Annotated in this window: 15 protein-coding genes; 3 read left to right on the top strand and 12 right to left on the bottom strand. The window is 55.3% G+C overall.

Going from position 1 to position 15354, the window contains the following annotated elements; all coding sequences use genetic code 11:
- Nucleotides 1–127 precede the first annotated feature (127 nt).
- Nucleotides 128–676: a GNAT family N-acetyltransferase gene (locus tag ACMGG3_RS06880; protein ID WP_414149723.1), complete on the top strand. Its 549-nt coding sequence runs from the start codon at nucleotides 128–130 to the stop codon at nucleotides 674–676.
- On the opposite strand, the gene ACMGG3_RS06875 is transcribed toward ACMGG3_RS06880, so the two are convergent.
- The 9 genes from ACMGG3_RS06875 to sad form a co-directional block, all read right to left on the bottom strand.
- Nucleotides 664–1578, bottom strand: coding sequence for a bestrophin family protein (locus ACMGG3_RS06875; protein WP_014170060.1), 915 nt, complete (start codon nucleotides 1576–1578; stop codon nucleotides 664–666). The genes ACMGG3_RS06880 and ACMGG3_RS06875 overlap by 13 nt on opposite strands.
- 202 nt (nucleotides 1579–1780) lie before the next feature.
- Entirely contained in the window at nucleotides 1781–3232 is a 1452-nt protein-coding gene (locus tag ACMGG3_RS06870; RefSeq protein ID WP_414149722.1) for a tagaturonate reductase, read from the bottom strand.
- Nucleotides 3233–3349: 117 nt separating this feature from the next.
- On the bottom strand, nucleotides 3350–3877 hold the full coding sequence (locus tag ACMGG3_RS06865; RefSeq protein WP_020884147.1) for a GNAT family N-acetyltransferase: 528 nt from the start codon (nucleotides 3875–3877) through the stop codon (nucleotides 3350–3352).
- An 82-nt stretch (nucleotides 3878–3959) separates the two neighbouring features.
- Complete coding sequence (locus tag ACMGG3_RS06860) at nucleotides 3960–4925, bottom strand: sensor domain-containing diguanylate cyclase (protein ID WP_063156410.1); 966 nt, start codon at nucleotides 4923–4925, stop codon at nucleotides 3960–3962.
- A gap of 109 nt (nucleotides 4926–5034) precedes the next feature.
- A complete protein-coding gene (locus ACMGG3_RS06855) occupies nucleotides 5035–6480 on the bottom strand; it encodes a GGDEF domain-containing protein (RefSeq protein ID WP_078774045.1) in 1446 nt (481 codons plus the stop codon).
- A gap of 113 nt (nucleotides 6481–6593) precedes the next feature.
- Nucleotides 6594–6950, bottom strand: coding sequence for a DUF4186 domain-containing protein (locus ACMGG3_RS06850; RefSeq protein ID WP_047356499.1), 357 nt, complete (start codon nucleotides 6948–6950; stop codon nucleotides 6594–6596).
- Nucleotides 6950–7876 carry a glutaminase B gene (gene glsB, locus ACMGG3_RS06845; RefSeq protein ID WP_025204200.1) on the bottom strand — a complete coding sequence of 309 codons (927 nt, stop codon included), beginning with the start codon at nucleotides 7874–7876 and terminating at the stop codon, nucleotides 6950–6952. The genes ACMGG3_RS06850 and glsB overlap by 1 nt, the downstream gene beginning before the upstream one ends.
- A gap of 62 nt (nucleotides 7877–7938) precedes the next feature.
- Complete coding sequence (locus tag ACMGG3_RS06840; protein ID WP_414149721.1) at nucleotides 7939–9528, bottom strand: methyl-accepting chemotaxis protein; 1590 nt, start codon at nucleotides 9526–9528, stop codon at nucleotides 7939–7941.
- Nucleotides 9529–9644: 116 nt separating this feature from the next.
- Nucleotides 9645–11033 (bottom strand): succinate-semialdehyde dehydrogenase, encoded by a 1389-nt coding sequence (gene sad / locus ACMGG3_RS06835; RefSeq protein ID WP_032681013.1) that lies wholly within the window; start codon nucleotides 11031–11033, stop codon nucleotides 9645–9647.
- Between the two features lie 99 nt (nucleotides 11034–11132).
- Here sad and ptrR point away from each other — a divergent pair, with 99 nt between their 5' ends.
- The gene (ptrR, locus tag ACMGG3_RS06830; RefSeq protein ID WP_014170051.1) at nucleotides 11133–12011 is read left to right on the top strand and encodes a putrescine utilization regulator PtrR; all 879 of its coding nucleotides are present in this window, start codon (nucleotides 11133–11135) and stop codon (nucleotides 12009–12011) included.
- On the opposite strand, the gene ACMGG3_RS06825 is transcribed toward ptrR, so the two are convergent.
- Both ACMGG3_RS06825 and ACMGG3_RS06820 read right to left on the bottom strand, forming a co-directional pair.
- A complete protein-coding gene (locus ACMGG3_RS06825; protein WP_014170050.1) occupies nucleotides 11965–12447 on the bottom strand; it encodes a GNAT family N-acetyltransferase in 483 nt (160 codons plus the stop codon). The two genes, ptrR and ACMGG3_RS06825, sit on opposite strands and share 47 nt — an antisense overlap.
- A 61-nt stretch (nucleotides 12448–12508) precedes the next feature.
- Nucleotides 12509–13420: a LysR family transcriptional regulator gene (locus ACMGG3_RS06820; RefSeq protein ID WP_410382319.1), complete on the bottom strand. Its 912-nt coding sequence runs from the start codon at nucleotides 13418–13420 to the stop codon at nucleotides 12509–12511.
- A gap of 92 nt (nucleotides 13421–13512) precedes the next feature.
- Here ACMGG3_RS06820 and ACMGG3_RS06815 point away from each other — a divergent pair, with 92 nt between their 5' ends.
- The gene (locus tag ACMGG3_RS06815; RefSeq protein ID WP_063858452.1) at nucleotides 13513–14475 is read left to right on the top strand and encodes an NmrA/HSCARG family protein; all 963 of its coding nucleotides are present in this window, start codon (nucleotides 13513–13515) and stop codon (nucleotides 14473–14475) included.
- A gap of 51 nt (nucleotides 14476–14526) precedes the next feature.
- Here ACMGG3_RS06815 and ACMGG3_RS06810 read toward each other — a convergent pair whose 3' ends face one another.
- Entirely contained in the window at nucleotides 14527–15327 is an 801-nt protein-coding gene (locus ACMGG3_RS06810) for a PhzF family phenazine biosynthesis protein (protein WP_032681016.1), read from the bottom strand.
- Nucleotides 15328–15354: the final 27 nt, after the last annotated feature.

Genomic DNA, 15354 nt, shown 5'->3' with positions numbered 1-15354 from the left:
AAATCGAAAGCCTTTTAAAAGCAGTTATTGGTAGTAAAGAATTCCAGCACACCGAAAAAGAATGTGATAGAGATGAAAATACCAGAAGGTGAACAAAAACATAACGCTTAAACAGGGAGAACCACGGATGACAATACCGACGCTAACGACAGACCGCCTGTTACTCATTCCCCTGGTCGCGGAAGATGCCGTCCAGATACAGCGGCTTTATCCACGCTGGGAAATCGTTCGCTATATGGTCTCCTCAGTGCCCTGGCCCTACCCGGATAACGGCGCGGAGTATTATGTTAATAACGTTGCGCTGCCGGATATGGAAAAAGGCATTGCCTGGTTCTGGAGTATTCGACGTCGCGAGGCGCCGGATGAGCTGATGGGGATTATCTGCCTGTACGATGTTGAAGATAATAACCGTGGGTTCTGGCTGGCGCCGGAGTTTCAGGGTAAGGGATACATGCGTGAGGCCAGTATTGTGGCGACGGATTATTGGTTTAACACCCTGAACAAGCCGGTGTTGCGTGCGCCAAAAGCGGCTGCTAACAGCCGCTCCCGTCGTATTTCAGACAGTAGCGGCATGCGGCTTATCAGGACAGAAAAGAAAGCGTACGTCAGCGGCATACTGGACTCCGAACTGTGGGAAATCACCCGTGACGAATGGAATGCCCGTCAGGTCAGTTGATAATATTTATCCGGTAACAGTCTTTCGGGGATCTCTTCTTCATCGTTCATCTGCAACAGGTCACGTTCCATCATGTTGCAGATGGCGTCCAGCGGCAGGTCGTTATCTTCGGTACCAAACGGGTCTTCCAGCTCTTCCGCCAGCGTATCCAGCGAGATAAAGGTGTAAGAAATCAGCGCCGACACAAAAGGCGTCATGTAGTGCAGATCGACGACCAGCGCGAACGGCAGCATGATGCAGAACAGATACACCGTACGATGAAGGATCAGCGTGTAAGCAAACGGTACGGGTGTCGTCAAAATACGCTCGCAACCCGACAGGACGATGGACATGTCGTTCAGCCGGTTGTTGAGACTGTGGAACAGGATATCTGAGAGCTCGCCATTGCGGCGCCTGACGGCAAGCCACTCCCCCATGATCAGTAAAATACGGTTCGCCGGCGAGTTGGCGTTCATCACCTTGCGTAAATCATCTTCCGGAAGATAACGGGAAAGTTGTTCGGCGTTCGTTTCCCGGCGCAGGGTCATGCGCAAACAGTTGGCAAAGGCAATCTGCAGTCGAACAAACTCGCCGAGATGTTTATCGTCCGGCAGGGTGTTTTTTACCTCGCGAAACAGAGAGCGTGCCGCTATCATCAGTTGCCCCCAAAGCTGGCGCGCCTCAACGTAGCGGGAATAGCAGGCGTTGTTTCGGAAACCGAGAAAGATAGCGATCGCCACACCGAGAATGCTAAATGGCGCAACGGTAAATTTGATGCCAAGGGACGTGTACCACGGCAGCATCAGGATCACGGCGATAGAAAGCAAAAAGTTGAGTAGCAAGCGGGTATAAATTTTTGGCAGTACCGAGCCATGCCAGACAAAGATGAGTTGTAACCAGTGCTGTTTAGGACGAACAATCATAGTGAGTTTCAGGAAAGAAAAAGAGCGTGGCTATTAAACGTGATCCCCCTCACGGTTGCAAGCATGTTAATAAAACATTGAATTTTCTGACCTGGCTAGCCTAAACCGCACGGTGCCAGAGGTGTTTTTTAAAAACAGAGCAAATAGTATGTTGTAACTAATAAGATCCCCATTAAAACCCGGCCGAAGCCGGGCAACGGTGTTAGCAGAGCGGTTTAACGGCCGCACGCATTCCTTGAAGCAGAATAGCATCCAGATCCCGCGTAACCTGCTCGACCAGGCCGTTAACCTGCGTAAGATCTTGCTCCCAGTGTTCACTCACGCTCAGTACCGATTTTACCAGTTGGCGGGTAGTGATCTGGCGATCGTGATGCTGTGTCCACAGCTGCTGGAAACGCGCCAGCCAGTGCGCGTCGTCCTGAACCGGGTAACTTTCCCCGTTACGCTCCCCGCGATAAAACGCAATCAGTGCCGCTAAAGCAAACGTCAGTCGCGCAGGCAATGACCCGGTTGCTTTCTGCCCTGCCAGCAGCTGCGGCAGAATGCGGGTGCGGAACTTGGTCATCCCGTTGAGGGCAATCGACAGCAGCTGATGCCGGATGTAAGGGTTACGGAAACGACCCGTTACCGCACTGGCGAACGATTCCAACTCATCACGCGGCAAATCCAGTACCGGAATAATTTCCTCATAGATAGCTTTTTCGACAAAAGCGCACACGTCAGCATCGTTCATCGCCTCGCCTACCGTCTCCAGCCCGGCCTGGAAGGCTACCGGTACCAGCGCCGTGTGCGCACCGTTCAGAATGGCGACTTTACGCTCTTTGTAAGGCCGGATGTCATCCACGATCAATACGTTGAGCGGGAACTTATCAAGACGCAGTTCGCTGGCAAGGGAGTCAGGGCCCTGAATCACAAACAGATAGAAGTGTTCGGCGGTATCCAGGAACCCATCCTGATAACCCAGTTCAGCCTGCAGGGCGGCCACTTCGTCACGCGGGTAACCCGTTACAATGCGGTCAACCAGGGTCGAGCAGAAGCAGTTGGCATCGTTCAACCATTCAGTAAAGGCCGTCGGCAGCGCCCAATCCTGCGCGTAGCGCAGCACCAGTTCCCGCAGCGCATCCCCGTTGTAGTCAATCAGTTCACACGGAATGATGACCCAGCCTTTGTCTGGCGCACCGTTAAAATGACTGAAACGCTCGAAGAGCAATCGCGTCAGTTTCGCCGGGTAGCTGACGGCAGGCGCATCTTCAAAGGTGTCGCCCGCGTGATAACCGATCCCGGCTTCCGTGGTATTCGAGAACACAAAGCGCATCTCCGGGTTATGAGCCAGCCTGAGGAACGCATCGTATTCATTATAAACGTTGATTTCGCGGTTAACGGAACGGATAAGACGCGCATCGCTCACCGCGTCGCCCTTCTCGTTCAGGCCGCGAATGATCGTGGTATACAGACCATCCTGCGTATTCAGCGACGGCGGAAAATCACTTTGAATGGGACGAACGACCACCACACCGGCGTTGAGATCGGTATGTTCGTTTAACAGGTCGATTTGCCAGTCGATAAACGCCCGCAGGAAATTGCCTTCACCAAACTGAATGATACGTTCCGGATAGTGTGGACCGGGAAAATCATGACGGTTAAGTGTGTTCACAATGGGTTCCTTTTATAATTAGTCATACAGCCTGATAAGATTGGTACGATAACTTATCAAAACTTTACGACCGGGAACCCTGTTTTGATCAATTCATGATGGAGTTGTGAAAAATAATTATAAGAACTTATAGAACACGGAGGTGGCGGTCATCGCACCGTCCGGCATCAATGCATAGCGCGGAATCTCCCCCACTTTTTGCCAGCCCGCACGCTGGTAGAACGTCTCGGCACCGCTGCCAGTCGACGTATCCAGTACCAGGACCGAAATGCCTCTGGCTCTGGCCTGAACTTCAAGTTCTTCCATCAGGGCCATTGCCGCCCCTTTACGGCGCGCTTTTTCATGGACCAGCAGTTTTGCCACATCCGCGCGATGCGGCTGATTCTCCGGCTGATCGGTGATCAACTGTACCGTGCCGATAACACCGTCCTGCGGATCGATACTGGCCAGCACAAGACGTTCATTGCGTCCCACGCTCTCAGCAATACCGCGCCAGAAAGCACGCGCTTTCTCCGGGCTAAAGGGCAACATAAAACTGACGGATGCGCCGCCGTTAACGCAGTTTTCGAGGATCGCGGACAACGCATCGAGGTGGGTGAGGATCTCTTCCCGGGTGAGGTTTTTGATGTGCAGTGAGGTATTCATTGTTTTTCCTTACGTTGAATACCGTCACTGTGCAATTAACATCTTATTAACGCAAACGGATCGATCATAGGCTTTTGTTATGTCATCTTTCGCGATGGCGTTGCTGCTTCATGGCATACATCTTTTCATCGGCCTCTTTTAGCCACTGTTGCAGGTCATGGCCATTGTGGTCGAATTCACTGAGGCCCCACGAGAACAGAAGCGACCACGGATGCAGTTTGCGGGCATTATAATTTTCGACCTGCTCGGCCAGATACTGCATCGCAATCCAGGCCCCCTGCTCATCCGTATCGGCGAACAGCACGGCAAACTCATCCCCGCCAAAGCGAACCAGCAGATCCGCCTCACGGAAGGAGGAACGCATCAGTTGCGCCATCACCTTCAGCGCCTTATCCCCTTCCTCGTGACCGTAGCGATCGTTTATCTCCTTAAAACGATCCAGATCCAGCCAGCCGAGGGTTAACGGCTCTGCACGGCGTCGCGCGACGGACAGGGTAAACCGTACGAGCTGATTAAAGCCCCGACGGTTGAATAAGCCCGTTAGTTCATCGGTGGTCGCCGCACTGACGGCGGCAAATTCATCTTCTGCCAGCGCGCCCAGGTCTCCCAGCACGGCAAGATCGGCCGCCGTAAACTCCCGCGGAGAATAATCAATCAGGCAAAGCGATCCGACGCTCGCGCCGTCGCGCAGACGCAGCGGGAAACCAGCGTAGAAACGAACGCCGGGCTCACCGGCCACCAGCGGATTATCGGCAAAGCGGTCATCCTGACGCATGTCCCCCACCACCAGCGGCGCTTCGCTGAGGATCGTATGGCCACAAAATGAGATATTGCGCGGGACAGAGTCCGGTGCCTGGCCATCCGCTGACTTCACGATCAGCGAATGCTCATCGATAAGATTGACCATCGCCAGCGGCACCTGGAAAAAGCGTTTTGCCAGACGCGTCAGGCGGTCAAAGGCCGGCGAACTGTCGATTTCAAGCAGGCCTGATTCGCGCAGCGAGTTCAGACGTTCCGTTTCATTTTCAGGGGTTGCAGGTGTTTTCATAACGTCTCCTGACGCAAGCTTTACTAAAAGCGTAGCTTAAACAGAGACATTGTCAGTGTACGAATATCCTGTTCAGACGCTATTTGTTAACGTCACTGGCTCATGACGACTAATGCAGTGATGTTTCGCTGCCGGACGTTGCAGTAACCTGCTCATCCGACAGCCGGGCGCTGGTCCGATTTCGCCCCGCTTTCTTTGAGCGATAGAGATGATCGTCCGCTTCAGCCATCAGCTTATTAAAGACCTCCGTCAACTGCCATGACTCAGATTTACCGCTGCCCAGGCCAATGCTGACGGTCAGATACAGCGTCTGCTGGCGCCAGGTAAACGGATGATGTGCGACGGTGGTTCGGATGCGTTCAGCCAGTTCAAAACCGTGCTGCGCATCCCCGGAGTTCACGACCACCGCGAACTCTTCTCCGCCCATTCGCGCCACCATACCGTCCTCACCGACAACCTGCTGAACCTGCCGGGCAAAGGCCGCCAGTACGCGGTCACCGCACTCGTGACCGTAGTTATCATTGATGCTTTTGAAGTAATCGATATCCAGCAGCATGACGGTTAAAAAACGCGAATGCCGGTGCGCCTCTTCTTGCTTTAACGCTTCATAAAGCCCGGATCGGGAATAGACATGCGTCAGAAAATCATAATCTGCCCGCAGTGACACCTGACGAATCAGTGAATTAATGGCCGCCACGCTGACGGAGACCATCACCGGACAAATAGCCATGGTGGCAATGCCCAGCCGGGCTGAGAACATCATCGGGGTCGAAAGCGGTGTCGCGACGGCAATATTGATAATGGAGTTGGCAACCAGAATGATCTCAACGGCGCCCGTGAGAAACGTCAGTAAACAGGTGACGGGCAGCGGGTAGCGTACCGCACACCAGATAAGCGCCGGCAGCGGGAAACAGAGGCTCCCCGCGCCGCCAATCACCACCGACGCGACCACCGAGACAATCAACGCCATAACCGGGAACAGCTGCTCCAGACGTAACTGAATATCACGCCCGGGCAGACTAATCGTCAGCATACACGGCACAATCAGCACCCCCGTTGAAAACTGCTCGCTAAACCAGTCGGCAAACAGCGGCCAGAAGGTGTGACTGTCGATACCGACCGACCCCACCGCGCCAAGCAAGGCACACAGCAGCGCAGCAATCAGGCAGTAGTTAAACAGACGCAGCGCATTAAGCGGATCGGGGGTTTTCATCAGCCGTTTATCACGCAGAACCAGTATGGCGACCACGACGATAAAAATCATATTCGACAGGTTAATCACCAGCGAGGCCATTCCCCAGCTGGTGGTGACCGCGTCGTACATCAGCATGGCAACATACGCGACCGCGTAGTTATGCAGACGATTCAGATAAGCATAACGGGCGAATACTCCCGCCATAACGCCATTCAGTGGCCAGAACAGCGACAACGCTTCAACCAGACGCAATTCAGCACCCACAAAATAGAATAAGGTGGTGAGAATAAAGATCCACGACGCATTACGCAGCGGAGTATCGGGTTGAAAAAATCTGAAGGCAGAGAGAGCAGAACGCATTAAATATCATTCCGTATAATAACTTATGGCGATTATGTCGATCGTCAGCAGGATCTGAACTAACTTAACCTGCATCTATAACACAAATACAACAGGATCATAACTCGTCAAATTTAGGCGTTCATCTGCAGCACCAGCCAGTGGTGGATCACGCTGACGATATAATGCTGTTGCTGCGCGCTGAGCTGAACACCCTGCGGAATGTTATGCCACTTTGCCAGACAGCCACGACAACAGGTGGCGGTGGCATGCTGAGCGATAAACACCGGATGACCGCGCATGGGCGTCTGTTTCCCGTCATTGGTGGGATGGGCCGGTGCAAGACGCCGGGCAATAAAATCGGCGGCGTGCTGGTCAATGGTTTCGGCACCTTTGTCCCAGCAGTACTGCCGTTCCTTCGTGCCTAAGCGAAAGCGCGAACGAAAAGGCGATCGCGCCAGGCGGACAAAAAGCGGATCCAGGGTCGACATCAGTATACGGAACGTCCCAGACGTTGGGTCAGTTTCTCCAGAACTGCCACACCGGCAAGTGAATTTCCCGTTTCATCCAGCTCCGGGCTCCAGACGGCAATCGCCATTTCGTGAGGCACGATTGCCACCACCCCGCCGCCGACACCCGATTTGGCCGGAAGACCGACGCGCCAGGCAAACTCTCCGGCGTTCTGATACATCCCGCTGGTCGCCATCAGGGCATTCACCTGACGCGCCTGCATGGGCGAGACAACATCTTGCGCGAGGTGCGGCGCATGCCCCTGATGGGCGAGGAACAAGAATGTCTGTGCCAGTTCAACACAGCTCATTTCCAGCGCGCAGTAATGAAAATAGTTTTGCAGCACGGTGGCGACATCGTTATGGAAGTTACCAAACGATTTCATGAGCCAGGCGATAGCCGCGTTACGGGCGGAGTGTTCAAACTCCGAGCGCGCCACCACCGCATTGTAGGCAATATCCGCGACGCCCGAGAGCTGGCGGACAATTTCAAGCATGCGCTGGCGAGGGGCGCTGAGACGGCTTTGCAGCATATCGCAAACCACCAGCGCACCGGCATTGATAAACGGGTTACGCGGCTTACCCTGTTCAATTTCGAGCTGAAGCAGTGAGTTGAAAGGCTGCCCGGACGGATCTTTCCCCACGCGATGCCAGATTTCGTCTTCCTCATACTGGCGCATGGCCGCAACCAGACTGAGTACTTTTGAAATGGACTGAATTGAAAAACGCTCGGTGGCGTCACCGGCCTGGTAACGCTGCCCGTCTACCGTACAAATGGCAATACCCAGCTTGTTCCCGCTGACCGAGGCAAGGGCCGGAATATAGTCGGCAACCTTCCCTTTTCCAATTAACGGACGAACCTGCGACAGAATCTCGTCCAACATCTCATTATGGATGACCGCAGCCACACTTTGCTCCTTGCCCTCAGGCTAAAACGGGCTGCGAGTATAACAGAGGCTTATATGTTGCGTCAGGCGCTAAGACGAAAACGCGAAACCGCCTGCAATAAAAGATCGGATTGCTTATGCAGCCGTTCAGAGGCATCCGACGCGTCAGACACCAGCATGTCGGTCTGACGGGAAACCTGATTTAACGCCTGAAGCTGCCGCGTCATTTGATGAATGCTCTCCCCCTGGCTCAGGGTCGCTACCGAGATCTCATTCAGCAGACTGCTTAAATTAGCCACCAGCCCGATCACCTGCTGCAGATTATCTTCCAGCAGGTTAACGGCCCGGGAACCGTCTTCGATGCCCTGCAAAGAGTGATTGATCAGTGCCTGAATAGTCTGCGTCGAGTGGCTGCTCTTTCTGGCCAGCAGCCCCACTTCCCGGGCGACAACGGCGAACCCGCGTCCGTGGTTCCCCGCATGGGCGGCCTCGATGGCCGCATTCAGAGCCAGAATGTTGGTCTGAAACGCCACGCTGTCGATCATCGCCACGATCCCGCGCATCTCTGACGATCGGTCAACGATCGCCTGCATGGAGGCATTGACGGTCGTCATCATCCGATCGCCACCCGCGGCTACCTGGCGCGCCTCGTCCGCCCTGGAGCTGGCGAGTTTTGCATATCCTGTATTCCCTTCCACGTGGTTTTCCAGCGCGGCAATGTGTGTCGTCACATCCTCAAGCTCTTTCGCCTGACGAGCCGACTGCAGATACAGCTTCTGGTTGCCCTGCGCCAGCGAGCCTATATTTTCGACCATTGCGTGGGTGGCATTGCTGACCTGGGTCACCAGTTCCTGCAGTCCGTGCTGCAGGGTGGAAACACTGTCGCTCAACTGTCCGATCTCCTTGTTAAAGCGCAGTACGCCCGGCGGTGTACCGGACAGGTCTCCTGCAGCCAGCTGATTAATGTGAACAATCAACCGACGCAGCGGCGTAATGACCCAGCGGGACATGCCGAACCACACCAGAATGGCGATGGCAAGTAACAGAACCGGCGCTATCAGAAAGAGCGTTTGCAGGCCAGAGAGTTGCGCCATCAGGCTCTGGCGGCCCTGCATCGCCTGCTTCTCACTGGCCTGCTGATAGCGGGCATAGTTTTCGTTGAAGTCAGTCTGAAAAGCCTGGGCAGGTACGGCAAAAAAGGCATCGATCGTGTTGGTCTTGATGAGCCCTTCCGCCTGCTCCTTGATGGCACCGTAGAAAAGCTGGTAGCTGGTGATCAGGGCGTCATCTTTTGGCGGATTAAGCGCCAGCCAGGCGTTCCAGGCCTGCTGAGAAACCGTCAGCGACGCCTGAGCTTCGTCCATCAGGCTGTGCCAGCTTCCTTCAGAGCCGGTCTCTTTATCCTGCATAAACCAGACGCCGGAGCGGTTAAGCAGATCGCTTGCTGCCAGCAGAGACACGCGGGCCAGATCCAGTTTGCTCTGTTGCTGGTACGCCAGCAGATTTTGCTGCTCGTTGCGCTGAGCGTCCTTCAGGGAAGCATTGAGCAAAAATGAAGAGGAGAGTTGCAGTGCGGAGAAAAGACCAATAATACAGAAAATACCGGTCAGCAGGCCAAACTGACGAGGGATGAGGCGCTGCGCAATACGGCGAAAAATTTGCGTTAGGTTCATAATTTTCTTCAGTAACAAGACGTTAGACGCGTGCGAGTCTACGAAACGAAAATGACAGAACCATTGCAGGAAAATGACAACGGCCTTCGTGCTGAAGGCCGTTATCGGAGAGCGAACTAGACTCTGTTCTTCCATACCGTCTGCACGTTACAGAACTCGTGCAGACCGAAGTGGGAAAGCTCACGACCAAAACCGCTCTTCTTCACGCCGCCAAAGGCCACGCGTGCATCGCTGGCGCTGAAACCATTGATGAACACCCCACCGCACTCCAGCTCACGGGAGAATTTCTCCGCCAGCGTATCGTTCGCGGTAAAGACGGTTGCGGACAGACCAAAGTCGCTGTCGTTAGCCAGCTGCAGCGCGTGCTCCGCGTCTTTCGCAACGCTAACCGCCGCAACCGGACCAAACAGCTCCTGACGAAATGCCGTCATGCTGGCAGTGACATTCCCCAGCACGGTCGGTGCATAGTAGTTACCTTCACCGGCAACTTTCTCCCCGCCAAGCAGCAGCGTGGCGCCTTCGGCCAGCGTGGCCTGCACCTGCTGATGCAGTTCATCACGCAGGTCAAATCGCGCCATCGGGCCAATAAAGTTTTCTTCGCTATCCGGCGCCCCCATCTTCAGGGCTGCCGTCGCCTCGACAAAACGCTGGGTGAAAGCATCAGCGATGCCCTCTTCCACAATAAAGCGCTTAGCGGCGGCGCAAACCTGTCCGGTATTCTGATAACGACCGGCCACGGCTGCTTTCACCGCCAGATCCAAATCAGCATCATTGAGCACAATAAACGGATCTGAACCGCCCAGCTCCAGGACGCATTTCTTGAGTGCTGCCCCCGCCTGCGCACCGATCGCCGCCCCCGCGCGCACGCTGCCGGTTACGGTTACGGCAGCAATACGACGGTCGTTGATCGCCTGGCTCACGCCCTCATTCGTGGCATTCACCCAGCCAAAGACACCCTGCGGAAAACCGGCGTCAGCAAATACCTGCGCAATGAGGTCAGCCGAGCCGAGTACGTTTGGCGCATGCTTGAGCAGATAGCTGTTCCCGGCCAGCAGGATGGGTACCGCGCCACGCAGTACCTGCCAGAGCGGGAAGTTCCACGGCATGACGGCAAGAACAGGTCCCAGCGGCCGGTATTCAATCACCGCGTTTTGGTTTTCTACCAGGGTCGGTTCAGGCTGCAGCATTGCCGGGCCGTGTTCCGCATACCAGTCACAGAGGCTGGCGGATTTTGCCACTTCAGCACGCGCCTGCAAAATGGGTTTGCCCATCTCACGGGAGATCATTCGGGCCATCTCGTCTGCACGGTTGCGCAGCGCGCTGGCGAGATCGCGCAGCTTTTGCGCCCGGTCTGAAACGCTTACGCGTCTCCACTGACGAAAACCGGCATCAGCCTGCGCAATTGCGCGTTCAACGTCGTCGGTGCTCGCCCACGGATACGCCGCGAGCGTCTCACCGGTGGCTGGGTTAACAGAGAGGGCATGTGTAGCAGAGGAATAAGTCATGATGGTCTCCACGTAATAACGGTTGATTCATTGTGGCGCACTCTGCTATTTCTTAAAAATGAATAATACTAACCACCTTGTTCACGAATCGAGAATGGCATGGACTTAACTCAGCTTGAAATGTTTAACGCCGTGGCGCTCACCGGCAGCATCACCCAGGCGGCGCAAAAGGTGCATCGCGTTCCGTCGAACCTGACCACCCGCATCCGCCAGCTGGAGGCCGATCTTGGCGTTGAGCTGTTTATTCGTGAGAACCAGCGTTTACGTTTATCTCCCGCCGGGCATAACTTCCTGCGCTACAGCAAGCAGATCCTGGCGCTGGTCGATGAAGCACGAATGGTCGTCGCCGGTGATGAACCGCAGGGATTATTTGCGCTTGGCGCGCTGGAGAGTACCGCCGCCGTGCGTATTCCGGAAAGCCTGGCGCAGTTTAACCAGCGCTATCCACGTATCCAGTTTGCCCTCTCTACCGGGCCGTCCGGCACAATGATTGACGGCGTACTGGAGGGAACCTTAAGCGCCGCGTTTGTCGACGGCCCCCTTTCGCATCCGGAACTGGAAGGCATGCCGGTTTACCGGGAAGAGATGATGCTGGTCACGCCCGCCGGGCATGCAGAAGTGGCACGCGCCACGCAGGTAAGCGGCAGTGACGTCTACGCCTTTCGCGCAAACTGTTCGTATCGCCGACATCTGGAAAGCTGGTTTCACGCCGACAGAGCCACGCCCGGGCGTATTCATGAGATGGAGTCTTATCACGGCATGCTCGCCTGCGTCATCGCGGGCGCCGGTATCGCGCTGATGCCTCGTTCGATGCTGGAAAGTATGCCAGGCCACCATCAGGTAGAAGCCTGGCCGCTGGCAGAAAACTGGCGCTGGCTTACCACCTGGCTGGTCTGGCGCCGCGGGGCTATGACCCGCCCGCTGGAGGCTTTTATAGCGCTGCTAAACGAACGTCAACCACCAGTGCCTTCTCCATAAACAGGCTCAGCGGGTCATCAACATACGGCGGAAACGCCGGACGTTGCTCATAGCCGCACTGCTCATACAGACGGACGGCGGCATGTTGCCGGATGCCCGTCTCCAGGCGAAGCGTGTGGCAGTGACGGCTCAGGGCTTCATCTTCCAGCGCCGCCAGCAGCATCTCGCCGAGATGTTGCCCGCGATGAGCCGGATCGATATACACCCGTTTCATTTCACCGGTCCCGTCGCCGTTGAGCACCACGGCACCACACCCGACGGCATGAAGCTGCCGGTCCCGAATAATCATCAGGATCAGCGAGGCTGTCGGCAGTTCGGTCAGATCGAGCAGGTGGTTACTTTCAGCGGGATAGAGTTCGCTCTGATAGCGGTCAAGCGCGGCAATCAGATGCAAAATATCAGGGTGATGTGCAGATTCAGCGGTAATGGAATACATGGCGGGCTCCTTGTTGTTTTTATTTCAACATAGCGCAGCCCTGCACACGTGCTTCATACCGTTAACTTATATCAGCATTGCCGTTCAGGCTGACGAGGGTATTCCTTAACCAGCGGTGTCCGGCGTGGTTATGGCTGCGTTCATGCCAGATAAGACTGACGTCAAACGTCTCTTTCAGCCAGGGGAGTTCCACCACGGTGAGCGGGTTAATGGTTCCCATAATTAATCGTCGGGGCACCAGTGCTACCAGATGGCTCATCTGCACCATGCCGGGAACAAACAGAAATGATGCCGCAGACACCGCAACCTTACGTTGCAACCCTGACTCCGCCAGCATGACATCCAGCGGCGTGGTAAAACCGCCCCCCGAGGGGGACACGATAATATGCTCAAGTTTTGCGAACGCTTCCATTGTCAGTTGATCGTTCAGTTCGGGATGCTGAGGGCGTCCGATAAGCACGTACGATTCGTCATAAAGATGTTGCGTTCTGAGCTGCGCCTGCGCAGGGTCTGGCGTGGCAATGGCAGCATCAACATCGCCTGAGCTCAGTTGATGGGCCAGCTGATGCGGATCGTAATTCCTGACAGCAATACGCACGCCGGGGGCAATCTCTTGCAGGGTCACAATCAGCGGCATAATGACCGCAGCCTGCACGTAATCAGTACAGGCCAGAGAGACCGTTAGCGAATCGTGCAGCGGATCAAAGTCCTCATGTGATTGCAGCGTATCCCGTATTTTTGCCAGCGCCCCGCCAAGCGTCGCCATCAGCTCAAGAGCTTTGGGGGTTGGCGTCATCCCCCTGCGCCCCGGGATCAATAACGGATCGTTAAACATCCCCCTCAGCCGGTTAAGCTGCGCGCTGACGGCAGGCTGGCTAAGACAAAGCCGGCTGGCGGCCCTGGTGACATTTTGCTCCGCGACCAGCGCTTCCAGAGTCAGCAGCAGGTTTACGTCAGGCTTTTTGGTATTCATAGGATGGATATCATGTAAGAAATAAATCGATTTCACGCTCGCCGCCCGCATTCCGATAATGCACTACCGCAACAACACAGAGCGAGAATGAAATGTCGTATGATAAAAAACCACTCATAACAGTTTTTGGTGCCACCAGTAAACAAGGACGTAGCGTAACCAGAACCCTGCTGCAAAGTGGGCGCTATCGGGTGCGCGCCTTAACGCAAAACACGGACTCTCCTGCGGCGAAACAGCTGGCGGAACGGGGCGCTGAACTGAGGCAAATCACCCTTCAGACGGGCAATGATGCGCATCTGATCGGGGCGTTTGCCGAGTCAGACGGGGCGTTCCTGATGACACCAGGTTTCATCCCCGTATCGACACAGATGCCAACGGGTGAAACGGCGCTGGGCTACAGGCTTGCAGATGCCGCCGTCAATGCCGGCGTAAAACACCTTGTCTTCAGCAGTCTGGAAAACGTCGAGAGAATAACGGCCGGAACTCTATGGGCTCCTCATTTCAGCGATAAGGGCCGAATTGAGGAGTACATCCGCACACTCCCCGTCAGCGCGTCGTTTATTCAACTGGCGTTCTTTTACACCAATCTGGCCGAATATTATCCGCCGCGTAAAGAAGGCGACGAGCTGATCTTTCCCCTCTATCTCCCGGAAGACGTTCGGGCGCCCTTTGTCGATCCGCTCACGGCAACCGGCCCTGCGGTGCTTGAGATGTTCGATAACCCCGAACACTACAACGGCATGACGTTACCCGTTGTCGGTGAGTGTCTTTCGCCGCGTGAGATGGTGGAAACCTTCACGGAGGTCACCGGCATAAAAGCCCGGTATCGCTCAGCCTACACGCGAGAAGCACTCCTTCACCACTTCCCCGATTTCGCAGACAACGCGGCACTGGTCAGTGAAATTACCGGCATGACGGAATATGCCGTAAACTACGGCTATTACGGAAAAGACCGGGATCTTACCTGGAGCAGAACCATAAACCCTGCCACCTTAACGTGGCGTGAATTTCTGATTGCGTCTGGCTGGCAGGGGGAAAAACGAACGTTTGATTAACGCAAGCCACCGTCATTCCCGATGATGAAATGACGGTGGCCCATTCCTGGCTTACATCGCCTGGCGTAAATAGATATGCCCTTTCAGATACAGGGTGGCCTGACCGCCGATTAACACCCGGTCCCCCGCCAGCTCACAGCGTAAATCCCCGCCCCGTCGCGAGACCTGGCGCGCGTTCAGCACGGTTTTGCCCAACTTTTCGCTCCAGTAGGGAATCAACATGCTGTGAGTGGACCCCGTAACCGGATCTTCCGGTACCCCTTCTCCCGGACAGAAGAAGCGGCTGACGAAGTCATATTCATCGCCCGGTGCCGTGACGCAGACCATCTTATCCAGTGGAATCATTGCCGAGATATCCGGCGTAAGGGCCTCTACCTGCTGCTGGTTCTCCAGCACCACCATGTAGTCGCGCCCGACACGCACCTCTTTTGCCCGCTCAATGCCCAGCGCGCTCAACAGCAGCGCTGGCGGATTGTCGACGACCGCCGTCGGCCAGGCCGGGAAGTTGAGCGTCAGCCAGTCACCGCTGCGTTTTACCGTCAGCTCGCCGACGAAACGGGTGGTGAAGGTGATTTCCGTGTGTGGATAATCAAGGTATTCGAAAATGACATGCGATGCCGCCAGTGTGGCATGTCCACACAGGTTAATTTCGTCAAGGGTAGTGAACCAGCGCAGCTCGAATCCGCCGTCAGTGCGTACGAAAAAGGCCGTCTCAGACTGATTGTGCTGTTGCGCCATGTTGAGCAGCGTCTCGTCCGGCAGCCACTCTTCCAGGGGGCAAACCGCCGCTGCGTTGCCGCCAAACGCCCTGTCGCTGAAGGCATCGACCAAATAGAAATCAATTTCCTGCATTGTCTCTTCCTCTTTTGTTATGGTTAT

This window comes from Enterobacter sp. BNK-18 (assembly GCF_047456135.1).
GTDB lineage: Bacteria > Pseudomonadota > Gammaproteobacteria > Enterobacterales > Enterobacteriaceae > Enterobacter > Enterobacter ludwigii.
The sequence above is the reverse complement of the archived record's forward strand: the minus strand, read 5'-3'. Positions and strand labels throughout refer to the sequence as shown.